24 protein-coding genes are annotated in these 26,113 nt (G+C 65.6%); 14 read left to right on the top strand and 10 right to left on the bottom strand.

Annotated elements, in window-relative coordinates:
* Positions 1-69 precede the first annotated feature (69 nt).
* The 3 genes from hemW to GEU01_RS04710 form a co-directional block, all read right to left on the bottom strand.
* Positions 70-1,242, bottom strand: a complete 1,173-nt coding sequence (hemW, locus tag GEU01_RS04720) for a radical SAM family heme chaperone HemW (protein WP_019085145.1) — start codon at positions 1,240-1,242, stop codon at positions 70-72.
* 145 nt (positions 1,243-1,387) lie between these two features.
* The gene (locus GEU01_RS04715; protein ID WP_026018506.1) at positions 1,388-3,388 is read right to left on the bottom strand and encodes a potassium transporter Kup; all 2,001 of its coding nucleotides are present in this window, start codon (positions 3,386-3,388) and stop codon (positions 1,388-1,390) included.
* Between the two features lie 126 nt (positions 3,389-3,514).
* Positions 3,515-4,198 (bottom strand): YggS family pyridoxal phosphate-dependent enzyme, encoded by a 684-nt coding sequence (locus GEU01_RS04710; protein WP_019085143.1) that lies wholly within the window; start codon positions 4,196-4,198, stop codon positions 3,515-3,517.
* A gap of 70 nt (positions 4,199-4,268) precedes the next feature.
* Here GEU01_RS04710 and GEU01_RS04705 point away from each other — a divergent pair, with 70 nt between their 5' ends.
* From GEU01_RS04705 to GEU01_RS04690, 4 genes are read left to right on the top strand one after another with little or no spacing between them, the layout of a single operon-like run.
* Complete coding sequence (locus GEU01_RS04705) at positions 4,269-5,603, top strand: RsmB/NOP family class I SAM-dependent RNA methyltransferase (RefSeq protein WP_010507261.1); 1,335 nt, start codon at positions 4,269-4,271, stop codon at positions 5,601-5,603.
* A 60-nt stretch (positions 5,604-5,663) separates the two neighbouring features.
* A complete protein-coding gene (rpe, locus tag GEU01_RS04700) occupies positions 5,664-6,341 on the top strand; it encodes a ribulose-phosphate 3-epimerase (RefSeq protein WP_019085141.1) in 678 nt (225 codons plus the stop codon).
* 37 nt (positions 6,342-6,378) lie between these two features.
* Positions 6,379-8,052 carry a heparinase II/III family protein gene (locus GEU01_RS04695; RefSeq protein ID WP_019085140.1) on the top strand — a complete coding sequence of 558 codons (1,674 nt, stop codon included), beginning with the start codon at positions 6,379-6,381 and terminating at the stop codon, positions 8,050-8,052.
* Positions 8,049-9,254, top strand: coding sequence for a glycosyltransferase family 4 protein (locus GEU01_RS04690; protein WP_019085139.1), 1,206 nt, complete (start codon positions 8,049-8,051; stop codon positions 9,252-9,254). Before GEU01_RS04695 ends, GEU01_RS04690 begins: the two co-directional genes overlap by 4 nt.
* A 60-nt stretch (positions 9,255-9,314) precedes the next feature.
* Here GEU01_RS04690 and GEU01_RS04685 read toward each other — a convergent pair whose 3' ends face one another.
* Together GEU01_RS04685 and GEU01_RS04680 are read right to left on the bottom strand one after the other, a co-directional pair.
* Complete coding sequence (locus GEU01_RS04685) at positions 9,315-9,848, bottom strand: hypothetical protein (protein WP_019085138.1); 534 nt, start codon at positions 9,846-9,848, stop codon at positions 9,315-9,317.
* Positions 9,845-11,092 (bottom strand): aminopeptidase, encoded by a 1,248-nt coding sequence (locus GEU01_RS04680; protein ID WP_010507255.1) that lies wholly within the window; start codon positions 11,090-11,092, stop codon positions 9,845-9,847. The genes GEU01_RS04685 and GEU01_RS04680 overlap by 4 nt, the downstream gene beginning before the upstream one ends.
* A 121-nt stretch (positions 11,093-11,213) precedes the next feature.
* Here GEU01_RS04680 and GEU01_RS04675 point away from each other — a divergent pair, with 121 nt between their 5' ends.
* A complete protein-coding gene (locus GEU01_RS04675) occupies positions 11,214-11,561 on the top strand; it encodes a Rieske (2Fe-2S) protein (protein WP_231289802.1) in 348 nt (115 codons plus the stop codon).
* Here the strand turns inward: GEU01_RS04675 and GEU01_RS04670 are convergent.
* The 3 genes from GEU01_RS04670 to GEU01_RS04660 form a co-directional block, all read right to left on the bottom strand.
* On the bottom strand, positions 11,524-12,045 hold the full coding sequence (locus GEU01_RS04670; protein WP_026018505.1) for a DUF4186 domain-containing protein: 522 nt from the start codon (positions 12,043-12,045) through the stop codon (positions 11,524-11,526). The two genes, GEU01_RS04675 and GEU01_RS04670, sit on opposite strands and share 38 nt — an antisense overlap.
* 11 nt (positions 12,046-12,056) lie before the next feature.
* Positions 12,057-13,304 (bottom strand): tyrosine--tRNA ligase, encoded by a 1,248-nt coding sequence (tyrS, locus tag GEU01_RS04665; RefSeq protein ID WP_026018504.1) that lies wholly within the window; start codon positions 13,302-13,304, stop codon positions 12,057-12,059.
* A 118-nt stretch (positions 13,305-13,422) separates the two neighbouring features.
* Positions 13,423-14,088: an alpha/beta hydrolase gene (locus GEU01_RS04660; RefSeq protein ID WP_010507247.1), complete on the bottom strand. Its 666-nt coding sequence runs from the start codon at positions 14,086-14,088 to the stop codon at positions 13,423-13,425.
* Positions 14,089-14,663: 575 nt separating this feature from the next.
* On the opposite strand from GEU01_RS04660, the gene GEU01_RS04655 reads away from it, so the two are divergent.
* The 9 genes from GEU01_RS04655 to GEU01_RS04615 all read left to right on the top strand — a co-directional run bounded on the left by GEU01_RS04655 (position 14,664) and on the right by GEU01_RS04615 (position 23,672).
* On the top strand, positions 14,664-15,800 hold the full coding sequence (locus tag GEU01_RS04655; RefSeq protein WP_019085135.1) for a cysteine desulfurase family protein: 1,137 nt from the start codon (positions 14,664-14,666) through the stop codon (positions 15,798-15,800).
* Positions 15,797-17,011, top strand: coding sequence for a cysteine desulfurase family protein (locus GEU01_RS04650; protein ID WP_019085134.1), 1,215 nt, complete (start codon positions 15,797-15,799; stop codon positions 17,009-17,011). Before GEU01_RS04655 ends, GEU01_RS04650 begins: the two co-directional genes overlap by 4 nt.
* A gap of 4 nt (positions 17,012-17,015) precedes the next feature.
* Complete coding sequence (locus GEU01_RS04645; protein ID WP_019085133.1) at positions 17,016-17,330, top strand: ferredoxin family 2Fe-2S iron-sulfur cluster binding protein; 315 nt, start codon at positions 17,016-17,018, stop codon at positions 17,328-17,330.
* 118 nt (positions 17,331-17,448) lie between these two features.
* Positions 17,449-18,558 (top strand): tRNA 2-thiouridine(34) synthase MnmA, encoded by a 1,110-nt coding sequence (mnmA, locus tag GEU01_RS04640; protein ID WP_019085132.1) that lies wholly within the window; start codon positions 17,449-17,451, stop codon positions 18,556-18,558.
* The gene (locus GEU01_RS04635; protein ID WP_019085131.1) at positions 18,555-19,223 is read left to right on the top strand and encodes a glutathione S-transferase family protein; all 669 of its coding nucleotides are present in this window, start codon (positions 18,555-18,557) and stop codon (positions 19,221-19,223) included. Before mnmA ends, GEU01_RS04635 begins: the two co-directional genes overlap by 4 nt.
* 16 nt (positions 19,224-19,239) lie before the next feature.
* Entirely contained in the window at positions 19,240-20,337 is a 1,098-nt protein-coding gene (locus GEU01_RS04630; protein WP_019085130.1) for a glycosyltransferase family 4 protein, read from the top strand.
* Between the two features lie 120 nt (positions 20,338-20,457).
* The gene (locus GEU01_RS04625) at positions 20,458-21,459 is read left to right on the top strand and encodes a CobW family GTP-binding protein (protein WP_010507237.1); all 1,002 of its coding nucleotides are present in this window, start codon (positions 20,458-20,460) and stop codon (positions 21,457-21,459) included.
* A complete protein-coding gene (locus GEU01_RS04620) occupies positions 21,456-22,520 on the top strand; it encodes a WD40 repeat domain-containing protein (RefSeq protein WP_019085129.1) in 1,065 nt (354 codons plus the stop codon). Before GEU01_RS04625 ends, GEU01_RS04620 begins: the two co-directional genes overlap by 4 nt.
* 114 nt (positions 22,521-22,634) lie before the next feature.
* On the top strand, positions 22,635-23,672 hold the full coding sequence (locus tag GEU01_RS04615; protein WP_019085128.1) for a glycosyltransferase: 1,038 nt from the start codon (positions 22,635-22,637) through the stop codon (positions 23,670-23,672).
* On the opposite strand, the gene GEU01_RS04610 is transcribed toward GEU01_RS04615, so the two are convergent.
* Positions 23,655-25,007, bottom strand: a complete 1,353-nt coding sequence (locus GEU01_RS04610; RefSeq protein ID WP_019085127.1) for a chloride channel protein — start codon at positions 25,005-25,007, stop codon at positions 23,655-23,657. The two genes, GEU01_RS04615 and GEU01_RS04610, sit on opposite strands and share 18 nt — an antisense overlap.
* Positions 25,008-25,200: 193 nt before the next feature.
* On the bottom strand, positions 25,201-26,103 hold the full coding sequence (locus tag GEU01_RS04605) for a cation diffusion facilitator family transporter (protein ID WP_019085126.1): 903 nt from the start codon (positions 26,101-26,103) through the stop codon (positions 25,201-25,203).
* Between the last annotated feature and the right edge of the window lie 10 nt (positions 26,104-26,113).

Genomic DNA, 26,113 nt, shown 5'->3' with positions numbered 1-26,113 from the left:
GCGGATGAAAACACGCGGCGTACTCCATTGGCGCTGGGGAGGCGGGAAGTCATCGTATTGCCAAAATTCCTAAAGCACCAGCGCGGCCAGCAGGCTTTCCAGCCGCAACCGGCCTGCGGCCGTGGCCCGCAGGGTGTGGTGGATGGGATCAGGGACCAGATAGCCTTCTTCCACCGCCGCCGCCATGATGTCTGCATCGGTCGCGTCCTGTACCGTCATGCCGGTGCGGCGGGCGAAGCGCGTGGTGGAAATCCCTTCCGCCAGCCGCAGCCCCATCAGCAGCATTTCACGCGCCCGGTCACGGTTATCCAGCCGTTCTTCCGCATGCGCGCCGGTGCCGGTGCGTTCCACCCGTTCCGCCCATGGTTCGGGCGCGCGGTGGCGGCGCGTGGCACAGGTCACGCCATTGCGGGTCAGTCGCCCATGCGCCCCCGGACCGATGCCCAGATAATCGCCATACCGCCAGTAGGTCAGGTTGTGGCGGCTTTCGGCGCCAGGGCGGGCGTAGTTGGATATTTCATACCCCAGCAGCCCGTGGCGGGATGCGACCTCGGCGGTCAGTTCATACAACCGGGCCGCATCATCCCCATCGGGCAGGCGAAAGCGGCCCTGACGGTACAGGCTTTCGAATTTCGTACCCGGCTCGATGGTGAGCTGGTACAGCGACAGGTGATCCGACACCAGCGACAGCGCGGCCTCCAGTTCGGCACGCCATGCGGCGGCATCCTGTCCCGGGCGGGCATAGATCAGGTCGAATGAAATACGTTCGAACAGGCTGCGTGCCGTCTCCAGCGCCGCAATGGCCTGTGGCGCGTCATGTTCGCGCCCCAGAAAACGCAGGGCCTCGGCATCAAGGCTCTGGATACCCACAGAAATGCGGTTGGCCCCCGCATCACGGAAGGCGCGCAGCCTGCCGGTCTCCACGCTGGTGGGATTGGCTTCCAGCGTGATTTCGACATCATCCGTCAGGCCAAACAGGTCCCGGGCATCGTCAATCAGCCCGGCCACCGCATCCGGCGCCATGAGGGACGGCGTGCCGCCACCAAAGAAAATGGAGCCTATGGTCGGCCGTTCGCCCTGGCTGTCGCCCATGCGCGCCGCTTCATGCGCCAGTTCGCGCTGCAACGCCGCGCCGAAGCGGGCGCGGGGAATTTCATCACGCACATGGCTGTTGAAATCGCAGTAAGGGCATTTGGACAGGCAGAACGGCCAGTGCACGTACAGTGCCAGCGGTTCCGCCATGCCGGACAAGAGGCTGTCTGAAAAGCCCGCCAATGAAATCCCTTGCAAACCAGAAGAAGTTTTTGGTGAAGCTTTCTGCAGAAAGCTTCAAAGGGAATGTCGCCTTTCTGGAAAAAGGCGACACCCAAAAACTGTTATTGTTTTTTCAGATCGCCAGCCGCACGCCCAGTTCCACCACGCGGTCGGGTGGAATACGGAAAAACTCGGTCGCCGGCGTCGCGTTGCGCGCCATGAACAGGAACAGCGACATCCGCCACCGCGACAGCTTGGGCACGGAGGAACGGACAAGCAGTTCGCGGCTGGTGAAGTAGGAAGCCTGCAGTGCATCGAAATCCAGCCCGCTGGCCTTCAGGTCCTCTAGCGCGCGGGGCAGGTTGGGCATTTCCATGAAGCCGTAGCGCAGGATGATGCGGTAGATGTCGGGGGCCAGTTCCTGCAGCGCCACGCGGTGGCCATGATCGGCTTCGGGCTGGTCCAGCGTCTGCACGGTCACGAACAGCACGTGGTCATGCAGCACCTTGTTGTGCTTGAGGTTATGCAGCAGGCAGGCCGGCACGAAATCCGGGTTCCCGGTCATGTACACCGCCGTGCCCGGCACGCGGATGATGCGCGACTGCGGCAGGCGGGCCAGGAACGAGTTCATCGGCATGCTGTCCTGCTTCTGCCGGTTCATGATCAGCTGGCGGCCCTTCTTCCACGTCGTCATCATCAGCGTCAGCACGATGCCCAGCAGCACCGGCACCCAGCCGCCCTGCGGGATCTTGAGCGCGTTGGACGCAAAGAATGTCGTATCAAGCAGGAAAAAGCCGCCGAACGTTGCGATCGCGGCGGGCCGCGTCCAGTGATACAGCCTGCGGAACACTACCATCGCCAGCACGCAGGTGCACATGAACGTGCCCGTCACCGCAATGCCGTAGGCCGAAGCCAGCGCGTCCGAACTGCGGAAGGCCAGCACCAGCAGCAATGCGCCCACCATCAGGAAGCGGTTGAATTCCGGCAGGTAGATCTGGCCTTCCTCCTCCGCATTGGTGTGGGTCACGCGCATGCGCGGCAGGTAGCCCAGCTGGATGATCTGGCGGCACAGCGAGAACCCGCCCGAAATGCCCGCCTGACTGGCAATGACCGTGGCGAAGGTGGACAGGATGATCATCGGCACCTGCAGCCAGTGGGGGCCAAGCAGGAAGAACGGGTTGGCCAGCGCCTTGGGGTCCGAAATGATCAGCGCGCCCTGGCCCAGGTAATTCAGCGCAAGGCAGGGCAGCACGCAGAACAGCCACGCATACCGGATGGGCTGGCGGCCGAAATGCCCCATGTCGGCATACAGCGCCTCCGCCCCCGTGACCGACAGCACGACCGACCCGAGGGCAATGAACGACAGCCACCCGTGATAGACAATGAACTGCACGGCATAGGTGGGCGATATCGCCAGCAGCACCGCCGGGTGATGCAGGATCTGCAGCCCCCCCAGTATGCCCAGCAGGCTGAACCACACCAGCATGATCGGCCCGAACACGGTGCCCACCTTGCCCGTGCCATAGCACTGGACCGAAAACAGGCCGACCAGCACCAGAAGCGCTATGGGAATGACCAGGTCACGGGCGGCGGGGAAGCTGACCTCCAGCCCCTCCACTGCCGAGAGCACGGAAATGGCGGGGGTGATCATGCCATCGCCAAAGAACAGGCAGGCGCCGCCGATTCCCACCATGCCCAGCGCAATGCGCATGCGGTTGCTCGGCGCCACGCGCTGGGCCAGCGACATGAGCGAGATGATCCCGCCTTCGCCATTATGGTCGGCGCGCATGATCAGGATGACGTATTTGACCGTCACGATCAGCAGCAGCGACCAGATGATCAGGCTGAGGACGCCCAGCACCTCCCACGGTGCGATGCGGTGATGCTGCGAGACGACCATGATGGTCGAGCGCAGGGCGTAGATCGGGCTTGTGCCGATATCGCCAAACACCACGCCCAGCACGCCCAGCAGGGCAGCGAAGCCCACGGGGTTGGCCGCGTGTTCGTGCTGGTCCGCGCCGTATTCGGTAATCTTGGGCGTGGTCGTGGCCTTGTCCACGGCAGTTGCGCGATGACCTGCGCCATCCGGCGTCGTCGGGGATCCGGGGGCAGAAGGCCCCGTGGGTTGCGTCATGTCGTGACGGCTCCGCGGCAATGAAGACAGAAAACCGGCGTCACATAGCGACCGGATAGTCTCGCATTACCGCCTTGCCCCATGCGCAGCAAGGGTCGTCTCCGCTCAGGTGCCATTCAGGCACGTTCAGGCATGGGCCGGACGGGCGCCGAAAATCGCACTGCCCACCCGCACCAGCGTGGCCCCACAGGCGATCGCGCGTTCGAAATCGGCCGACATGCCCATGGACACCACCGGCAGTCCATGCCGCGCCGCCATGTCCGCCAGCAGCCGGAAATGCGGGGTCGGGTCCTGGTCGTGCGGCGGGATGCACATGAGGCCACGCACCCTGTCCCCAAACCGCGTCATGCTGGCGGTGATGAAGGCATCGGCCTCTTCCAGCTTCACGCCTGATTTCTGGGTCTCGTCACCCGTGTTCACCTGTACCAGCAGGTCTGGCAGGCGGCCTGCCTTTTCAGCCGCGCGCGCGATCGCGTCCGACAGGGAAGGGCGGTCGAGGCTTTCGATCATGTCCGCGATCCTGACGGCCTCCAGCGCCTTGTTGGTCTGCAGGCCACCGATGATGTGCAGCCGCAGGTCGGGCCAGCGCGTGCGCAGGCCAGGGAATTTCGCGGCGGCTTCCTGCACGCGGTTTTCACCGAATATCCGCTGTCCCGCCTCCAGCGCCGCGATGACGCTGGCCTGTGGATGGAACTTGGAAACGGCCACGAGTTCGATGGTGGAGGGGTCGCGGCCCGCCGCCCGCGCGCTGGCGGCAATGCGGGCGTGGATACCCGTCAGGGCATCCGCTATGGATGTGGATGTTGACATGGCTCTAGGCTTGGCCTGAATACCTCCCCGGTCAAGCCCCCGCATGCCGCAGCTTTCAGGTCAGGATTACATGAAGCCTTCCCCGTCCCCGTCACCCCGCCCCACTGGTCGCCGTCCCGACAAAGGCCGCCCCGACCGGCGTGGTGGCAAGGCCGCCCCTGATCCGACGCGCGACATCGCCTTCGATATCGTCGAAGGGGTGATCGTCCACCGCCGCATGCTCGATACGTCGCTGGACCACTCGGTCGCCGCCCGCACGGCTGAACCGCGTGACCGTGCCGCGGGCCACAGGCTGGCCGCGACCGTGCTGCGGCACATGGGCACCGCGAACGAAGTGCTGTCCCCGTTCCTCAAGCGCGAGCCGCCCGAACCCGTGCGCGTGGTGCTGCTGATCGGGGTGGCGCAGCTTCTGTTCCTTGACACGCCGGCGCATGCCGCCGTGGCCACGTCCGTGGCCCTTGCGCGCAGGCGGGGGCTGGTGCCGTTCGCGGGGCTGGTCAACGCCGTGCTGCGCCGCGTGGCCGCGGGCGGGACCGGGGCGCTGGACGGGCTGGATCAGGCGCGGCTGGATGTGCCGCCGTGGCTGTGGCAGTCATGGGGGAAGCTTGCGCGTCCCATCGCCCGCGCGCTGGGCCATGAGCCGCCGCTGGACCTGACCATCCGCCCCGGCGCCGAAGCCCCGCCGGGGGGCGAGGTGATGCCGGGTGGCAGCGTGCGCTTCGCCGCGGGCACGGTAAAGGTCGTGGACCTGCCCGGCTTTGCCGAAGGCGCGTTCTGGGTGCAGGACATGGCGGCCAGCCTGCCCGCGCGGCTGCTGGATGTGAAAGCGGGCGAACGCGTGGCCGACCTGTGCGCGGCACCTGGTGGCAAGACCGCCCAGCTGGCCTTTGCGGGGGCGGAGGTGTTCGCCATCGAACGCGAAGGCCGCCGGATCGAACGCCTGCGCGCGAATCTGGCCCGCCTCGGGCTGTCGGGCGTGCAGGTGATCCATGAAGACGCAGCAAAGTGGCGGCCCGACGCCCCGCTGGATGCGATCCTGCTGGACGCGCCATGCTCGGCCACCGGTACCATCCGCCGCCACCCTGATGCCATGTGGATCAAGCGCCCGCGCGACATCGCCACCATGACCGAAGGGCAGGACCGGCTGCTGGCCGCCAGCCGTGACATGCTGCGACCGGGCGGGCGCGTGGTCTATGCCGTATGCTCGCTCCAGCCCGAGGAAGGCGAGCAGCGCGCGCTGGCCGCCGCCGCGATGGGGCTGGTCCCCGATCCCTTCACGCCAGACGAACTGGCTTTCCTGCCGCAGGCCCGCACGCCGGAAGGCTGGCTGCGCACCCATCCCGGCATGCTGGCGGATCTGGGTGGCATGGACGGCTTCTTCGCCGCGCGGTTCCGGCGCGCCTGATATGGGCGCGGGGATGAGGAAAGATTCGCGTTAGTCATTGATTGCTGTTAAAAAACAGGCATGGCTGCTCTCGAAACTCCCCTTATCGCGCCCAGTGTCCTGTCGGCTGATTTCTCCCGCATGGCGGATGAAGTCGCCGCCGTCGAACGCGCTGGTGCGGACTGGCTGCATCTGGATGTCATGGACGGGCATTTCGTGCCCAACCTGTCCATGGGGCCGCAACTGATCAAGGCGCTTCGCCCGAAATCGAAGCTGCCGTTTGACGTGCACCTGATGATCGCGCCGGTCGATCCGTATATCGAAGCCTTTGCAAAGGCCGGGGCCGATCATATCCACCTGCATGTGGAAGCCGGTCCCCATACCCACCGCTCGCTGCAGCATGTGCGCGACCATGGCGTGAAGCCCGGCGTCGCCATCTGTCCCGCCACTCCGCCCGAAGCGGTGGGCGAAGTGCTGGACCTGGTGGACATGATCCTGGTCATGACGGTCAATCCCGGTTTTGGTGGCCAGAAATTCCTGACCAGCCAGCTGCGCAAGATCGAAACCCTGCGTCGCATGGCTGATGCGACGGGACGTGACATCCGCATTGGTGTCGATGGCGGCATCAACCCGCAGACCGCGCCGCTGGCGGTTGCCGCGGGTGCTGACATGCTGGTCGCCGGCACGGCCGTGTACGGGCAGGATGATTATGCCGCGGCCATCAGGAACCTACGGACCGGGACGCATAACCCGGCGTGAGGGTATGGTCCCTGATGTGTCGGAGGGATAAGGCCCCATGCCGCTGAAGCGTCTGGCGCGGGGCGCGCGCCTTTCCTTTGCGCGGCTGCCCCTGCTGGGGGGTGGCAGGCGGCTGCCTGTCGCGCCCGTCCATAACGTGCGTGACCTGTGGCCGGGCGACCCGGCGGCGGGCGCGCAGCTTGCCCGTGGCAGCCTGACATGGGCGGGCTATACCCATCCCGTCGGGCCGGGACAGTGGGATTCGCCGGATTTTGAACCCGCGTTCCGTGAAGGGCTGCTCAGTTTCCGCTGGTTGCGTGACCTGCGCGCGGTGGGCACCGACGCCGCGCGGCTGAAGGCGCGCGCGCTGGTTGATGACTGGCTGCACCATCCGTCGCAGGATCCGCTGGCGCTGGAATGCGGTGTGATTGGCGCGCGGGTCGCGGCGTGGCTGGGACATTATGATTTCTTTGCCGCGTCGGCCAGCGATTCCTTCCGCCAGCGCCTCATGGCCCGTATCCTGGTGGAAGGGCGCACCATTGCCGCCCTCATGCCGCCGGAACGGCATGGCTGGCAGTCCCTGACCGCGCTGAAGGGACTGCTGGCGGTGGCCGTGGCCATGCCGGAATATACCGGCTTCCTGACCCGGTACCGCCGCTATATCGATAATGAGGTGGAAAGCCAGATCCTGCCCGATGGCTGGCATATCGAACGCAGCCCGGAAGTACAGCTGCGTGCCGTGCGGGAACTGGCGGAAATGCGGGCCATGATGCAGGCGGTACAGCATGCGCTGCCCCATGCGGTCGCCATCGCGCTGGACAAGATGTGTCCCGTGCTGCGGGCCATGCGGCATGGGGATGGCGGGCTTGCCCTGTTCAACGGCAGCCATGAACGCAGCGCAACACTGATCGAGATGGTGCTGTCGCAGGCCACGCGCACCCGTGTCGTGGCCCATTCCATGCCGGATGGCGGTTTCATGCGCATGCAGGCCATACGGTCGCTGCTGCTGGTGGATGTAGGGATTCCGGCGCCGCCCGAATATGACCGTAACGCGCATGCGGGGACGCTTTCATTCGAATTTTCCTGCGCGCGCCAGCGCCTGATCGTCAATTGCGGGGGCGGCGTACTGCCCGCGTGGAAGGAGGCCCTCCGCCAGACGGCCGCCCATTCCGTCGTGGTGGTGGAGGATATGTCGTCGTCCGAATTCGGGCCGGACGGCACGGTGCGGCGCAGGCCGGCCCATGTGGGCGTGGACCATGCCGTGGCCGAAGGGGCGCACTGGCTGAACCTGTCGCATGATGGCTATCACCCCTCGGCGGGGGTGACGTATTACCGCAGGCTGTATCTGGGTGGTGATGGCGAGATCCTGCGCGGGGAGGAAATGCTGGAAGGCGAACGTGAAGTGGCCTTCGTCCTGCGCCTGCACCTGCATCCATCGGTCAACGCGCTTGATGCGCAGGATGGTTCCATCCTGCTGGAAGCGGGCGAACAGCACTGGCGTTTCCGTGCGGCGGGTGGCGAAGTCGCCATTGAGGACAGCATCTATTCCGGCGGTCAGGTTCCGCAGCCGACCCTGCAACTGGTCGTGCGTGTCGATCCCGCACGCCGCCAGCACGACGCGGAAGAGGGTGGCGGCACGGCCCTGCTGACGCAGGCTGACGGGCCGATGGGCAAGGTGCGACAGGTGGTGCGCTGGGCGTTCAGGCGTGAAAAGCTGCTGCTGCTGACATGAAGATCCTTGAGATCACGAATGTTGATTTCTCGTTACGTCAGTTCCTGTTTCCCCTTATGCTGGCATTGCGCGACGATGGACATGACGTGATCGGGGTCTGTGCCGATGGTCCCCTGCTGGCGGACGTCCGGGCATGTGGCCTGCGGGTCGAGACCGTGCCCATGTCACGCACCCTGTCCCCCCTTGCGCAATGGCGGGCATGGCGGGGGCTGGTGCGCCTGATCCGGGCGGAAAAGCCCGATATGGTCCATGCCCACATGCCCATAAGCGGCCTGCTGGCGCGTTTCGCGGCATGGCGTTGCGGCGTGCCCTGCATTGCCTATACCTGCCACGGTTTTCTGTTCAACCAGCCGGGATCGCGGGTGCGTCGTGGCGTGGCCCTTGCGCTGGAATGGCTGGCTGGCAGGGTGACCGACATCTACCTCACGGTATCGGACAGGGAGGCCCGCGATGCCCGCAGGCTGCATATCCACCCCCGTGCCACGGCCATTGGCAACGGGCGCGACCCGGCCATGTTCCATCCCATGCCCGAACAGCGCGCGGCCCTGCGTGCGCGGATGGGGGTAGGGGCGGATCAGGTTGTCATCCTTGCCGTTTCCCGTCTGGTGCGGGGCAAGGGCTATCCCGAACTGCTGGCGGCCATGCGTGCCCTGCCTGATAATGCGGTGTTATGGGTGGTGGGCACGCGCCTGCCCAGCGACCGTGGCGTGGACCTTGGCGCGTGTTTTGCTGCGGCCCGTGCGGCACTTGGCGCGCGGCTGGTCATGTTTGGATACCGTGCGGATGTGGCGCGGGTCATGGCGGCTGCGGATATCTTTGTCCTGCCCAGCCATTTCGAGGGCCTGCCGATGAGCGTGATCGAAGCCATGCTGTGCGGCCTGCCGGTGGTGGCCAGCGACATTTCCGGCCCGTGCGAGCAGGTGGTTTCCGGTCAGACCGGCCTGCTGGTGCCACCGGGCAATGTGCCACGGCTGGCTGCGGCGCTGGAACATCTGGTGCATGACAGCGCGTTACGCCGGCATATGGGCGAAGCTGGAAGGATGCGCGCGCTGGCCTGTTACACACAGGCCGAAATCATGGCGCGCACCGTGCCCCTGCTGACGGCGGGGCATCCAGCCGTTGCAAAAGATGCCCTGCAAATCATGAAAAAGTTTTTGGTGAAGCTTTTTTCAAAAAGCTCCAGGAAGACGCCACCTTTCTAAAAAAAAGGCGGCATACAAGAATTTGTGTTTTTTATCAGAAGGTTGTTCTGGGCTCTCCCCTTAACGTCCCGGGGCCTGCTGCTGGCTGTCGCCGCCACCCATGATCTGGATCAGCGCCTGCGTCTGTGCCGCATGGGACTTGAGCAGGCTGACATTGTCCGGGTTCAGCGCGGGCATGGACCGGCTGTCCTGTGACGGGTGCTGCATCACGGCGGCGGTCATGCCGAAGGTGGTGATACCCATGACGAATTCACGCGCCGTCATGTGTCCCTGCTTCAGGATCGGTTCAAGTTGGGGCATGGCTTCCGTGCGCTTGATGGTGTCTTCGAGCGACATGTTCGGTGTCTCGGGCGGGGAAATGCGCGAGTTGCGGATCTGTTCCATCACCGGGGTCATGCGCGTGAAGAAATCCTTGGGCAGCTTGTAGCGCGCCACGGTTTCCATGTCATGCTGGATGGCGGCCTGCTGTGCCGCGCTGGGGGCCTGCTGTGTCATCTGCTGCGTGGGCTGCTGGGCCATGGCGGCGGAAAGAGGGGCCACGGCAAGGGCGCACGTGGCGGCCAAAAGCGTCTTGCGCACGAAGGAAGATATCATGGCTGGTTGCTCCATTCGCCCTGTCTCATCAGGGGTTCGCGGGTGCCGTCATGGTTGACGGCGTCCACATCGATCTTGCTGGACCCGATCATCCAGTCAATATGGATAAAGCTGGTATTGGCGCCCTGCTGCGCCAGATGGGCTTCGGTCAGGTTGTCGGTATCCAGCATGCACTTGGCATAGGACTGGCCAAGGGCGATGTGGCTGGCCGCGTTTTCATCAAACAGCGTATTGCGGAACAGGATGCCGCTTCTGGAAATGGGGGACGACGCGGGAACAAGCGCCACTTCACCCAGCCTGCGCGCGCCGTCATCGGTATCAAGGATTCGTTCAAGCACGTCCTGTCCCGTGCGGGCATGGGCTTCGGTAATGCGGCCGTCCTCGAAACGCACGGCGATATCGTCAATCAGCGTGCCCTGGTGGAACAGTGGCTTGGTCGCGCGCACCGTCCCGCTGACCTTGCGGGCGTGGGGGGTAGTAAATACTTCCTCGGTCGGGATGTTGGGGTTGCAGATGATGCCGTTACCCGCGGGTTCCGCGCCCCCGGCCCATGCATGCCCGTCAGCCAGCCCTACGGTCAGGTCCGTGTCCGGACCGCTGAAATGCAGGGCCGCGAAACGCCGTTCGTTCAGCCACGCCGCGCGTTTGCGCAGGTGGGCGTTATGGGCTTCCCATTCGGCGACCGGGTCATTCACCATGACGCGGGACGCCTGGAAAATCGCATCCCACAACCGGCTGACCGCCGCATCCACCGACAGGTCGGGAAAGACCTGCTGCGCCCATGCGGGCGTGGCGAAGGCCACAATGTTCCAGTTGATGGCGAAACGGGTGATCAGTTCCATGGCCGGACGCCCCGCGCGCGATGCGGCGCGGCCAACGCGGGAGACGCGCTCGGCCTTTTCATTGGCCAGCAGCACGGGATTGGCCCCCGTGATCGCCATGCGCGCGGCCCCCTTGCGGTAGGCATTGGCCATGCCGTCCTGCAGCCAGTCGGCGGCGGTATCCAGCGTATCATCGGCGGCATGGCGGAAGCGGGCAAGCGTCGCCACGTCATCGGCATAGAACGGCGTGACCAGTGATGCCCCGGCTTTATACGCGTGTTCCGTGATGCGGCGTACCAGTGGCACGGCATCCAGCGGGGCCGTGATCAGCAACTGCTGCCCATGCGCGATATTGACGCCAACCCGGACGGCGACTTCAGCCAGACGGTCCAGAAGATGTTCATGCTGGGGGGAAAGAACCATGCGTCATCATATCCTGATTAATGTTGACCGTTGTACCGCTCCATACATGCGCGAAGCGCAGGCACGATAGACGACACACCCCATTCACGTAAGATGGTAACTGCGCAGCAGGGGGGAAGGCATGAGTTCAATGAAACAGGCGTTACCGGGTTCCCGTCCCCTGTGCGCGGTATCCGCCGCACGCGCGGAACCCCAGCGGGTCATGTGCGATGGCCGCGCGCTGGTGGTGTGGATGGTGGAGGACGACCGCCCCGCCGTGCTGGATGACCGCTGCCCCCACGGCAATGCCCGGCTTTCCGCCGGTTACGTGCTGTATGGGCGCATTGTCTGTCCGCTGCACATGTGGACCTTTGGCCCCGACGGGCGCGCGCAGGCTCCCGGTGGGCGGATGGAGGCGGCGGGACCGATGCCGCGATCCCATGAATGCTGGATCAGCGGGGATCAGGTCTGGGCGCGGATTGCGCCATAGGGGCCGCCGCGTCCCGTCTGATCCATTCCTGTATGACCGACAGGATATAGGCCTGCTGCTGCGTATCCAGCGCCTGCCCCGCGGGCATGGCGTGCCATTTGGCGACACAGCCCCGGCAGCATGTGCCCGTTGCATGCTGGGCGATGAAGACCGGATGGCCCCGCCACGGGGTCTGGCGGCCGTCCTTGTCCGGGTGGGCGGGAGCGAGTCGGGTGGCGATGAAATCCGCCGCGTGCGTCATGACTTCCGGCAGGCCCCGCGTCGCCAGATAATCGCGTTCCTTCGCCCCGAGGTGGAAGCGCGCGCGGAAACGTGAATAGGCCAACCGTTCCCACAATTCCCCCGGCACGGCGGGTAGTGAGTGCAGGTCCGGTATGGCCGGGCCGGGGCTTTCTGGCGGGGCCGGGGCTGACGGCGTGGCGGGCGCGAACAGGTCGGGCTGTCGTGCCTGCGCCCTGTCCCGGCCTGGCCGCCTGCGTGTCATGGCCGTGCCCTTCAGGCGGGCTGGACCAGGATATGGCGCTTGCGGCCCGACGACAGCTTGAGCGACCCGTCAATCAGGTCCCTGTCGGACACGACCTGTGCCTCGTCCTTTATCACCACGTCATTCACCCGCGCGCCCCCGCCACGGATCAGGCGACGGGCTTCCCCGTTGCTGGCGGCGAAACCGGCCTCCACGAACAGGCGGAAGGCGGGCACGCCTTCGGACAGCAGGGCGGCGGGCAGGTGGACGGTGGGCAGGGCGGCAGCCGTTACGGCCCCTTCCTCAAACGTGCGGCGTGCGGCCTCGGCGGCTTCCGTGGCGGCGGCGCGGCCGTGGCACAGGGCCGTGGCCTCGGTGGCGAGGACTTTTTTCGCTTCATTGATTTCCGCGCCACCAAGGGCGGCCAGACGGTCACATTCCGCGATCGGCAGTTCCGTGAACAGCCTGAGGAAGCGGCCGACATCCGCATCCTCCACATTGCGCCAGAACTGCCAGTAATCGAATACCGGCAGGCGCCGCGCCGACAGCCAGACCGCACCCTGTGCCGTCTTGCCCATCTTTGCGCCGGAACTTGTGGTCAGCAGCGGCGTTGTCAGCCCGAACACCTGCGCGCCATTCATCCGGCGCACAAGGTCGATGCCCGATACGATGTTGCCCCACTGGTCCGATCCCCCCATCTGAAGGGTCACGCCATGACGGCTGTTGAGCTCCCGGAAATCATAGGACTGGAGGATGGAGTAATTGAACTCCAGGAACGTCAGGCCCTGCTCACGCTCCAGCCGCGACCGGACCGAGTCGAAGGACAGCATGCGGTTGACGGAAAAATGGATGCCCACATCACGCAGCAGGTCGATGTAGGACAGTCTGTCCAGCCAGTCGGCATTGTTGGTCAGCAGCGGATCGGTGGCGCCCGTGCCCAGCGGCAGGAACTGCTTCAGGCAGGCTTCCACCCCGCGCAGGTTGGTGGCGATGGTTTCCGCCGTCATGAGCTTGCGCGCTTCCTCGCGGAAGGACGGGTCGCCGATCTTCGCCGTGCCGCCGCCCACCAGGGCCACGGCGCGGTGGCCGTGGCGGTGCAGCAGGCGCAGCATCATGATCTGGATCAGGCTGCCCACGTGCAGGCTGTCCGCCGTGGGGTCGAAACCGATATAGCCCCCCACCGGACCGGCCTGCATGGCCACGTCAAGCGCGTCCATGTCGGTGCACTGGAAAATGAAGCCGCGTGCTTCGGCTTCCCGGAGGAATTCACTCTTGGGCATGATCTGTTCCGCGCTGTGATGGGCATCGCTGGCCGGGCCGCCCCGGCGCGGACCAGCCTCTAGCATGTTCACGGCCCATGATGGAACAGCCCGGCCCGACCGGGATGGGTTATGGGCGTCAGTCGGCGGCCAACGCCAGCGCCTTGCGGTTCATGACCGTGCTGACGTGGTCTTCCAGCGCCTCGGCCACCTGGTCCGCATGGTTGGCGAAGACGTGGTCGGCTCCCTTGAAGATGCGGTAGTCCACGGTCACGCCCTTCTGGGTGTTCAGCTTGTCCACCAGCTTGCGCACGGCCGGTTCTGGCACGAGTTCGTCGTTTTCCCCCGCGATCATGAGCCCGCCACACGGGCATGGCGCAAGGAAGCCGAAATCATAGTGGTTGGCAGGCGGCGCCACGCTGATCCACCCCGTGATTTCGGGGCGGCGCATGAGCAGCTGCATGCCGACGAACGCACCGAACGAATACCCCGCGATCCACAGGCCGCTGGCGTTCGGATTGACCATCTGCATCCAGTCAAGGGCGGCGGCCGCGTCCGAAATCTCGCCAATGCCACCGTCATAGCGCCCCTGCGAGCGGCCAACCCCACGCGAATTGTAACGCATGACCGAGAAGCCCATTTTCTCGAACGCGCGGTACATCGCATAGGTGATGCGGTTATTCATGGTCCCGCCATGCAGCGGGTGGGGATGAAGTACCAGCGCAAGCGGCGCGTTGGGCGCGCTTGAATGGTGGTATCGACCTTCCAGGCGGCCATCAGGGCCGGCAAACATGACCTCAGGCATAGGTATCCCGCATTTGCATTTCCCCGCGCATTCCAGGCATTGCAGCGGGAAAGGTTGCTGTTACAGCCCGTCCGACCGGCGATGCCCCGTCAGGTCGGCAGGCAGAGAAAATGCTGTCCTTCGATGTCATCCGTGCCGGAAGCAGGAATACGTCGTGTATTCATCCGGTGATGGTGGCACGAAAAACAGAATTGATCCGGTCTGGTACGTCAGGCCGAAAGTATACCAACCCGCCTGATAATGGGCCTGCTGCCTACCGGATATAAAGTGCGTCTTTGGCAGGCGTGCCCTGCGCGGGGGGCAGATATGGTGATGCGTCGTGTTCACCCGGCGTGGGGAAAAGGTTTTCCGCCGCTGGTCCGGGTGTGTCGTGTCGGTTCGCTCTCCTTGCCATGACCCGGATGACGGGCGGGCGACATTGAGGCAGCGGTATGGGAAAGGTGCGCGCACCCGCCATAACACGTTGCAATAAATATTATGTTGCGCTGCCTTATAGCGGTGTGGATTCACAAAATGCCAGATAAATCGTAATCCACCTCGCAAAACGACTTGGCGTAACCATATGGCTGGACAGCATGAACACCCGACGCGACAGTTTTACCTACCTTGACGCCAACGCGTCCGAACCGCTCCGGCCGGAGGCCCTGGCGGCCATGGTGTCGGCTGCGGAAGTGGTGGGCAATCCGTCATCCGTCCACCGTGCGGGGCGTGCCGCGCGTGCCGTGCTGGAAACCGCGCGGGAGGATCTGGCCACCCTGTTTGGCGTGTCGGCTGAAAACTGTGTCCTGACCTCCGGCGGGACGGAGGCGAACGTGCTGGCCATCACCGGTCAGGCACAGGGCCGGCGGGTGCTGGTGGGGGCGACCGAACACGACGCCGTGCGGGGTGCGGCGCGGGCGGACGTGGTGCCGGTCCGCCCCGATGGCGTGCTGGACCGTGCCGCGCTGGAACGCATGCTGGCAGCCGATGGCGCGGCCCCGGCCCTGGTCTGTGTCATGCTGGCCAATAACGAAACCGGGGTCATCAATCCCGTGCGGGACATCGCAGCACTTTGCCACGCCCATGGGGCGCTGGTGCATGTGGACGCGGTGCAGGCGGCGGGTCGCATTCCTTTTGCCATCGGGGAACTGGGGGCGGATAGCATCGCGATTTCAGGCCATAAATTCGGTGGCCCGAAGGGGGCTGGCGCGCTGTTGCTGGCGGGGGACCGGTTTCATGCCCTTGCCCCGCTTCTGGCCGGGGGCGGGCAGGAACAGGGTCGGCGCGGTGGCACCCCCGCGCTACCCGCCATTGCAGGGATGGCCGCGGCGGCCAAAGTGGCGGCAGGGGACATGGCGCAACAGGCCGAAAGGCTCGGCGCATGGCGCGACCGGATCGAGACGGCGGCACTGAGCGCGGGCGCGCGGGTCTGCGGTGGCACGGCCCCGCGCCTGGCCAATACGACCAGCCTTGTGCTGTCGGGACGGCGCGCACAGACGCAGTTGATCGCGCTGGACATGGCGGGATACTGCGTCTCGGCCGGGTCGGCGTGTTCATCGGGCAAGGTCACGCGCTCGCACGTGCTGGACGCCATGGGGTTCGGGGAGGACGCAGGCTGCGCCATCCGCGTTTCCCTGCCGTGGTCGGCGGCACAGTCGCAGGTGGATGGCTTCATCGCGGCCTATGACGCCATGGCCGGGCGGTTGCCCGCGTTGCAGGCGGGTGCGGCATGACCATGCCCGATGATCTGATCTATCTCGACTATCAGGCCACCACGCCATGCGATCCACGTGTGGTGGCGGAAATGATGCCATGGTTTACCGAAAGATTCGCCAATCCCCACAGCCTTGACCATGCGGCGGGGTGTGCTGCGCATGACGCGGTGGAACAGGCCCGCGCCGAAGTGGCTGCGATACTGGGGGCGGACGTGCGCGAAATCGTGCTGACATCCGGTGCGACAGAGGCCAACAACATCGCCATCAAGGGCGCGGTGCGTCACCTGCTGGACCGGGGGGACGCGCGCAGGCGGGTGATTACGCTGGCGACCGAACATAAATGCGTGCTGGAATCGGTGCGTGACCTGGCGCGCGAAGGATGCGAGCCGGTGATCCTGCCGGTCAGGGCCGATGGCACGCTGGCCCCTGACGTGCTGGCTGATGCCCTGAGCGTGCCGACCCTGCTGGTCAGCATCATGGCCGCCAACAACGAAACCGGGGTGGTGCAGGACATGGCAGCCCTTGCGCCGCTGGTCCGCAATGCGGGCGCGCTGCTGCACAGCGACCTGGCGCAGGCGGTGGGCAAGATGGATGTGGACGTGCGGGCGTGGGATCTCGATCTGGCGTCCGTGTCGGGGCACAAGCTGTATGGGCCGAAGGGAGTGGGGGCGCTGTTCGTGCGCCGCAGGCCGCGCGTGCGGCTGACCCCGCTGTTTTCGGGTGGCGGGCAGGAACGTGGCCTGCGCTCTGGCACGCTGCCCGCACCGCTGGTGATCGGATTCGGCGCGGCCTGCCGTATTGCGCGTGACGAAGGGCCGGCGGAACGCGCGCGGGTCGCGGGGTTGCGGGACCGGCTGCTGGCGGCGTTAAGGGCGGGCTGCGATGGCATCCATGTCCATGGCGCCATGTCGGGGTCCGGGCGGCTGGCGGGAAACCTCAACCTGCGCTTTGACGGCGTGCGCGCGCTGGACCTGCTGGCGGCGGTACCACAGCTGTGCCTGTCCACCGGATCGGCCTGTTCATCGGCCGAAGTAACGCCATCCTATGTCCTGACGGCCATGGGGCTGGATGCGGTTCAGGCCGCCGGAGGCTTGCGTCTGGCCGTCGGACGCTATACCTCACCCGCCGATGTGGATCGCGCGGCGGTGATCCTGTGCCAGGCCGTGGCACGGTGCCGCGCGCAAGGCAGTGTTTCGCCCCATGACGGGCACACAGCACAGGCAGGATGAAAAGATGGCGCATATAACATTCATCGAGCGTGACGGCAGCCGCCGCGAAGTCGCGGCCCCGCTGGGCCTGTCCGTTCTGGAAATCGCTCACAAGAACGGGATCGACCTTGAGGGTGCGTGCGAGGGCTCGCTGGCCTGCGCCACCTGCCATGTGGTGGTGGACCCCGAATGGGCATCCCGGCTGACTCCGCCGACCGAGGACGAGGAAGATATGCTCGACCTGGCCTTCGGTCTGGAAAAGACATCGCGCCTGGGCTGCCAGATCGTGATGACCGAGGCGCTGGACGGTCTGGTGGTGCGCCTGCCGCGCACGTCCTGACCGGCACCTGTTATACACCGCGCGTCATGAGACGCGCGCAACATGATGTTTGACGTGCGATGCCCGGGGGCGGATAGTCCTGCGGGCATTGCCTGTCATCGGGAAGTGGAACCAAGCCATGCGCATTCTTGTGGCCATGTCCGGCGGGGTGGACAGTTCCGTCGTTGCCGCCCGTCTGGTGGACGAGGGACACGAGGTGATCGGCGCGACCCTCCAGCTGTATGATTCGCGCGAAAGCACGAAAAAGGGCGCATGCTGCGCGGGCCGTGACATTCATGACGCCCGCCGCGTGGCCGACCGGCTGGGCATTCCCCATTACGTGATCGACGCCGAACGCCGCTTCCATGACAGCGTGATCGGCACGTTTGCCGATGCCTATGCCGCGGGCGAGACCCCGGTGCCGTGTGTTGCGTGCAATCAGGGCGTGAAGTTTACCGACCTGCTGGGCATGGCGCGTGACCTGGGGGTGGATGCCATGGCGACCGGCCATTACGTCCGCCGCGTGGACGGGCCGGATGGCGTGGAAATGCATCGTCCCGTTGACGCCGGGCGTGACCAGTCATGGTTCCTGTTCGCCACGACCCGCGACCAGCTTGATTTCCTGCGCTTCCCGCTGGGTGACATGCCCGACAAGGCCACCGTGCGGGCGGAAGCCGAACGCTTTGGCCTGGCGGTCGCGGCCAAGCCCGACAGCCAGGACCTGTGTTTCGTGACCGATGGTTCCTATGCCGGACTGGTGGAAAAGCTGCGTCCCGATGTAACGGGCGCTGGTGAAATCGTGGACCGGTCCGGTCATGTGGTGGGCCAGCATGAAGGTGTGACCCGCTACACCGTGGGGCAGAGCAGGCGGCTGGGCAACGCCGCCATGCGGCAGGGCGAACGCCAGATGGTGGTGGGAATCGAACCCGCCAGCCGTCGCGTGGTGATCGGCCCGCGCGCGCAGGCCGTGGCCCGCACGCTTATGCTGCGGGACATGAACTGGCTTGTGCCCCCGCCGGGGCCGGATGGCATGCGTTGCGCGGTGCAGATCCGCGCGCGCGAAGCCGCCCAGCCCGCCACGGTATGGCAGGCGGATGGCAATGGCGCGCGGGTGGAACTGGATGAAGGGGCGGTCCCCGCGCCGGGTCAGGCCTGCGTGATGTACGATGGCACACGGGTGCTGGGCGGTGGCTTCATCCGCCGGGCGGAAGCTGTTCAGGCCGGAAGCGAAGGAAAGGCGGCGTCATGAGTGATGGTATTCTGGTCATTGGCACGCGGCGGTATTCATCCTGGTCGCTGCGCGGGTGGCTGGCGGTGCGTCTGGCCGGGCTGGATGTGCGCGAACAGGTGATCCCGCTGGCCGATAACGGGGAAACCCCGGCCATCCGCACCATTTCGCCCAATGGCAAGGTGCCCTATCTGGAACATAAGGGTGTTGCGGTATGGGAAAGCATCGCAATCTGTGAATACTGCGCCGAACAGACGCCGGGCCTGTGGCCGGAGGATGTCCGCCAGCGTGCCTATGCCCGCAGCATCTCGGCTGAAATGCATGCGGGTTTCCGCGCCGTGCGGCAGGCCATGCCCATGAATATCGGTCGTGACAACCGCCCGCTGGCGGCGGGCACCACGCCGGACATCGATGCGGATATCGCCCGGATCGACGCCATCTGGACCGAGGCCCGGCTGGATTTTGGCAAGGATGGTCCGTTCCTGTTCGGGGCGACGTTCGGCATGGCGGATGCCATGTTCGCGCCCATCGTCTCGCGCTTCCTGTCCTATGGCATCAGCCCGTCGCCCGAATCGCGTGCCTACATGGCCGCCGTGCGCGCGCATCCGCTGGTCGATGACTGGTACCAGAAGGCCGCGCAGGAACCCGCGGAATGGCGGCAGTCCCGTTTCGAGGACATTGCCTGAGGGGCCGCCCGTGACCATGCCATGGCGCGTGGCGGTGGTACTGCCCGCGCGTGAGGGATTTTCTCCTGGCGCCGTGGGGGCGATCGGGTTGCAGGTCGCCGCCCTTGCGGGGCCGCGGGACGTGATCGTGGGGCCGTCGCTGGACGGGCCATCCCTGCTGCCGGATCATGACTACCGTGCCGTGCAGCCCGGGCTGTGGCCACCGGGGCGACGCAGCCTGCGTTATGCCGCAGCCATCGCGCGCGCGGTGGCCCAGACGGGCGCCGCCGTGGTGGAAGTCCACAACCGTCCCGATACCGCCCATTACATTGCCCGACACCGCCTGGAACAGCGCGTGCTGCTGGTGCTGCATAACGACCCGCAGGGCATGCGCGGGGCGGACACGCCTGGCCAGCGTCGTGACCTGCTGCGGTTGATGGATGTGGCCTGCGTATCGGGCTGGGTGCGGCAGCGGTTCCTTGACGGCCTGCCCGCGGCCTGCGCGCGGCAGGTCGGGCTGTCGCCCAATGGCGTGGCGTTGCCGGCAATGGTGCCCCCCATGGCGCAGCGCGCGCGCCGCGTGCTGTTTGCCGGGCGGGTGGTGGCGGACAAGGGGGCGGACCTGTTTGTCGCCGCCTGCGGACAGCTTGCACGGACCCATCCCGACTGGGATTTCCGCATGATCGGCGCCGACCGTTTCCGCACTGATGCGCCACTGACCCCGTTCATGTCCGACCTGTTGCCCAAAGCCGCGGCGGCGGGCGTGGACATGACCGGATACAGGCCACATGCGGATGTTCTGGCGGCCATGGCGCAGGCGGCCATCGTGGTCGTGCCCAGCCGCTGGCCCGAGCCATTCGGCATGACGGCGCTGGAGGCCATGGCCGCCGGGGCCGCCCTGATCGCGTCCCCGGTGGGCGGACTGCCCGAAGTGGTGGAGAATGGCGGCCTGCTGTGCGCGCCCGAACCCGCAACGGGGCTGGCCCGGGCCATGGCCGGGTTGATGGACGATCTGCCCGCGCGTGAAGCCCTGACTGCACGCGGCCGGGTGCAGGCCGCGCGTTTCAGCATCGAACATGCCCGTGCCTGCCGCGATGCGATGCGTGATGCAGCCCTGCACCGGGGCGGGGCCTGACCCTCTTTTCCGTTTTTCTGTGCCGCCGGGTATGGGACACGCCGCCCCATGGCCCTATATCTGGGCACACAAGGCTTACGCCACGCATGATGCAGGCAATTTGAAAAGACCGGAGGCCACATGTCCGATACCGTTCAGGCGTCGCCAGACGCCACAGCCCAGAACACCCTCGTGCCGGTTACGGTGCTGACGGGATTCCTGGGGGCGGGCAAGACCACGCTGCTCAACCATATCCTGACGGCGCAGCACGGCCGCAAATACGCGGTGGTGGTGAACGAGTTCGGTGAACTTGGCGTGGACAACGACCTCGTGGTGGATGCCGACGAGGAAGTGTTCGAGATGAACAACGGCTGCATCTGCTGCACCGTGCGCGGCGACCTGATCCGCATTCTCGGCAACCTCATGAAGCGCCGGGCGAAGTTCGACGGCATCATTGTCGAGACTACCGGCCTGGCCGATCCCGCCCCCGTCGCCCAGACCTTTTTCGTGGACGAGGACGTGCGCGGCAAGACCCGGCTGGACGCCGTGGTCACGGTGGTCGATGCCTACAACGTCATCCAGACGCTTGATGAAAGCCCGGAAGCGGTGAACCAGATCGCGTTTGCCGATGTCATCATCCTCAACAAGACCGACCTTGTGGACGAAGTGGCGCTGGCCACCATCGAATCGCGCATCCGTTCCATCAACGCCGTCGGGCGCATCCACCGCGCGCAGCGCGGCGACGTGCCGTTGTCCGATGTGCTGGACCAGGGCGGGTTCGACCTGCAGCGCGCGCTGGAACACGCGCCGCGTTTCCTTGAGGATACCAGCCATTCCCATGAAGCGGACGTGACTTCCCTGTCCTATGAAGTGGAAGAACCGCTGGACGCCGCCAAGTTCCAGGCATGGATCGGCGCGGTGCTGCAGGAACAGGGGGCCGACATCCTGCGCGCCAAGGGCATCCTGAACTACGCTGGCGAGGACCAGCGTTTCGCCTTCCAGGCCGTGCACATGATGGCCGATGGCGGCTTCATCGGCCCGTGGAAGGAAGGTGAGCCGCGTGTCTCCCGCCTGGTCTTCATTGGCCGTAACCTCAACCGTCCGCAGCTTCGCCGCGGTTTTGAAAGCTGCCGTGCGAAATGAGCGATACCGTAAACGATACCATCCCCGCCACCGGCCTGCTGGAACGCCGTGGGGCCATGCGCCAGATGGAAGGCCAGATTACCGGCTGCGCCATCTCACGCGACAGCCAGCAGGTCGCCTTCGCCACGGGTGAGGGCGACATCATGGTGGCGGACCGGGCGGACTGGGGCCAGTCGAATGCATGGAACGTCATGACCGTGCATGATGGCGCGATCCTTGCCATTGCGCCCGATGCCGCCCCCACCGGCTTCCTGACCGGTGGCGATGACAACGCCCTGCGCCGTGTCGGCGCCGATGGCAGCGTCACGGACCTTGCAAAAGGTCGCCGCTGGATCGAGCACATCACGACATGGACCAATGGCAAGGGCGGCGTGATCGCCTTTGCATCGGGCAAGCAGGTCGAACTGCGCGATGCCGACGGGCAGACCACGCTGAAGGTGCTGGATCATCCTTCCACCGTCAGCGGCATCGTGTTCGATGCCAAGGGCAAGCGGATTGCCGCCTCACACTATAATGGCGCATCAATGTGGTTCGTGCAGGCGAAGGTGGATACCGTGCGTCCGCTGGAATGGAAGGGCAGCCATATCGGCATCGCCATCCATCCCGCCGGTGAGGCGCTGGTCACATCCATGCAGGAATCGGAACTGCATGGCTGGCGGCTGTCGGACGGGCATAACATGCGCATGAGCGGTTATCCGTCCAAGGTGCAGTCCATGGCCTTTACCCGCAATGGCAAGTGGCTGGTGACCAGCGGGGCGGACACCATCGTGATGTGGCCGTTCTTTGGTGGCGGCCCGATGGGCAAGCCCCCGGCCGAGGCCGGCGGCCTGCCGGGCGTCATGTGCACCCGTGTCGCCTGTCATCCCGTCCATGATATTGTGGCGGCGGGGTTTGCCGACGGATCGGTGCTGATGGCCGATACCGGGGCGCAGCGTATCCTGCCGGTATGCATCGGCGGGTCGGGCGCGGTGACGGCGCTGGAATTCAGTCCCGATGGCTGCTGCCTTGCCTTTGGTTCGGAAGATGGCCGCGCCTGCGTTGTGGACCTGAGCGCCAAATAAAACGGGTTAAGTCATAAAGGTTTCTGGGTGCCGCCTTTTTTGAAAAAAGGCGGCGTTCGCTGAAGTTTCTTGCAAAAGGCTTAACCAGGAACTTTTCATGAATTGCGGGGCGTTATGCGCGTACTTCATATCATGGCCGCCCGGGGCAATGGTGGGGCTGAACTGTATTCCACCGATGTCATGCTCAGCCTGCACATGGCGGGACTGACGCAACGCGTGGTCATGCATCCTGCCGCCCCCCGCAGCAGGGAACTGCGGCATGCGGGCATGGCGGTGGAAACAGGCCCGCTGCGCCTGCCCCTGCGTCCCCTGATCCGCCATGCGCTGCATCGCCTGATCGAACGCATGCAGCCCGACCTGATCCATTGCTGGCTGCGCCGGGCGGCAGAACTGGTGCCGGCGCATACGGGTGTTCCCGTCATTGGCTGGTTTGGCAATTACAAGGATCTGCGCCCGTTTGCGCATTGCGACTGGTTCGTGGGATGCACGCCGGATATGGCCGAATCCATGCGCGAACGGGGCGCGCCACCTGACCGGGTGGCCTATGTGCCGACCTTTCCCTCCGTCATGCCGCAGGCGCCGGTTTCCCGCCAGTCGCTGGATACGCCAGATGATGCGCCGGTGTTGCTGGTGCTGTCGCGGCTGCATCCGGCCAAGGGACTGGAAACGCTGCTGGATGCGCTGCCCCTGCTGCCGCGCTGCCATGTGTGGCTGGCGGGGGAAGGGGAACTGAAGGCGGCCCTTGCGGCCCAGGCGGCCCGTCTGGGTATTGCGGACCGGGTGCATTTCCTGGGCTGGCGTTCGGATCGGGGAGCTTTGCTGGCGGCGGCGGACATATGCGTGCTGCCGTCGCGTTATGAGCCTTTTGGCACTGTCATTCTGGATGCCTGGTCGGCGGATGTGCCGCTGGTGGCGTGTGCGGCCGCCGGGCCGCGCGCGCATGTGCGCGACGGGGATAATGGCATGCTGGTGCCCATTGATGAAGCGCCCGCGCTGGCCACCGCCATGCAGCGCGTGCTGGACGACCCGGCACTGGCCGCGCGGATCGTCGCAGGCGGCAGGCGGGATTACGAAGCGCATTTTACCCGCCAGGCCGTAACCGCGCAGTGGCTTGCGCTGTATGAACGCGTGCTGTCAGCGCGCGGCAGGTAGCGGCGATGCAGGCGGCGGCCGTGGCGTCGCCACGGGGGGCCTGGGGGCCGAGGCCATGCCGTCAAGGAATGCTTCGGCCAGGGCCGCGTAAAGCGGCTGCGAACAGATCATGCGCGAGACGCCATAGGCAAGGAATGACGTGGCCAGCAGCGCCAGCGTCACCTGCTGGTTGTCGCACATTTCCATGACGATCACCGATGCGGTCAGTGGCGACTGCACCACGGCGGAAAAATAGGCGACCGTGCCCAGCAGCACCACGGCCCCCGGCGTGGTGTGCGGCAGGAACTGCGCCACCCATCCGCCAAACCCCGCCCCGATGGCCAGCGAGGGCGCGAACAGTCCCCCCGGAATGCCCGAACAGTAGGAAATGATGGTGGCGATGAATTTCAGGATGAAGAAGGATGCGGGATAATGCGTCTTGCCTTCAATGATTTCATGCGCCTGTTCATAGCCGGTGCCGTAGGTGATGCCGTCCGATGCAATGCCGATGATCGCCAGCAACAGCCCGCAGGTCGCGGCAAACGCCATCGGTCTGCCACGGGCAAAGCGCCCCACCCCGCCGGGCAGGCCACGCGTGGCCCGGATCAGGATGGCCGAAAACACGCCGCCCCCGATCCCGCCAAGGATGCCGCAGGTGGGTACCGCGATCCAGCTTATGCCGATCGGCACCACCACGTCGGTATGGCCGAAATAGCTGTAGTTTCCCACCAGCGCGATGGCAGTCACGCCCGACAGGATCACCCCCGTCAGCATGGTGCCGCTGGTGCGCTGTTCGAATGAGTGGCTGAGTTCCTCGATCGCGAACACGATGCCGGCCAGCGGCGTATTGAACGCCGCCGATACGCCCGATGCCCCACCCGCCAGGATCAGCCCGCGGCGCATGCTGATGGTGGACAGGTTCAGCCACCGCCCGCAGGCATGCATGATGGCGGCGCCGATCTGCACGCTTGGCCCCTCGCGCCCGATGGAGGCGCCAGCCACCAGCCCCAGCGTGGTCAGCAGGATCTTGCCCGCCGCCACCCGCAGCGACAGCAGCCGGTCGATGATGGCGAAGTTTTCAAGGTGCAGCGTCGCGATGGTCTGGGGAATGCCGCTGCCCTGCGCGCCACGGAACCATGTGCGCGTCAGCCACGTGGACAGCGCCAGCCCCCCCGGCGTAAGCGCCAGCATGATCCATGGGCTGATGCCGATGATATGGTTGCGCACCGTGGCCGCCGCGTCCGCCGCCATGGCGAAACCCACCGCAACCACACCGACCACCACGGCGGCCGCCCAGCACGCNNTGCGCCGCCACTGCTCGGTCGTGATGCGGGCGGAACGACGCAGGTGGCGCATGTGCTTCCTGCGGATTTCAGTAAGGTCGGTTCGCATTACCGGTCATCTACTTTCAGCAACGGCACTGACAGTTAAAACCGGGCGGGGACAGTCCGGTTGCGGGACAAGGGCAGCATTTATCGCAACCCGGACGGCCATCTGCGGCACGTCCGGCCTACGTTTTTCCGGTCGGGCGCAGGCAACCGGGATCAGATCACGGCAGGACCAGTACGCCGGTATGCTTGGCCTTGCGTTCGGGTTCGACGTGAATGTTGATCAGCGCATCGCCCAGACCCGCGCGCAGGCCGTTCTCGATCCGGTCGCAGATATGATGGGCGTCCTCTACGCTCATGGTGCCGGGCACCACAAGGTGAAATTCGATGAATGTCATGGCGCCCACGATACGTGCGCGGATGTCGTGGGCTTCCATCGCGCCGGTGGCAGTGTGGGAAATGATGGAGCGGATTTCCGCCAGCGTCCCGGAATCGGGGGCTTCGTCCATAAGCCACGCGATGGAGGTACGCATCATGTCCCAGCCCGTGCGCAGCACGTTGAGCGAGATCAGCGCGGCCAGCAGCGGGTCCAGCCACAGCCACCCCGTCAGCGGGATCAGGATGAAGCCGCCAATCAGCACGGCAGACGTCCAGACATCGGACAGCACATGATGCCCGCTGGCCACAAGGGCGGGGGAATGGTGCGCCCGCCCCATGCGCATGAGGAACAGCCCCCACCCCAGGTTGAGCAGCCCCGCCCCGCCATTGAGCGAAATGCCCAGCAGCGAATCCTCGGGCGGGTGCATGTGCATGAAACCGATCCATGCCTCATGCGCGATGGTAATGGCGGTAATGACCACCAGCACCCCTTCCGCCACGGCGGACAGGTACTCGGCCTTGTAATGGCCATAGGTATGGTTGTGGTCGGGCGGCAGGCTGGCCACCCGCAGCGCCCACAGTCCCGCCACGGCGGAAACCACGTTGATGATCGTCTCGATCGCATCGGAATACAGCGCGATGCTGCCCGTCACCCGCCATGCGGCGTATTTCATGCCCAGCGCGATGATGCTGACCACCACGCTGCACCAGGCCGCGCGTATCTTGGTGTTGGTATTGGAAAACATGTCGGGCAGG

This window comes from Komagataeibacter europaeus LMG 18890, assembly GCF_000285295.1.
Taxonomy (GTDB): Bacteria; Pseudomonadota; Alphaproteobacteria; order Acetobacterales; family Acetobacteraceae; genus Komagataeibacter; species Komagataeibacter europaeus.
The sequence above is the reverse complement of the archived record's forward strand: the minus strand, read 5'-3'. Positions and strand labels throughout refer to the sequence as shown.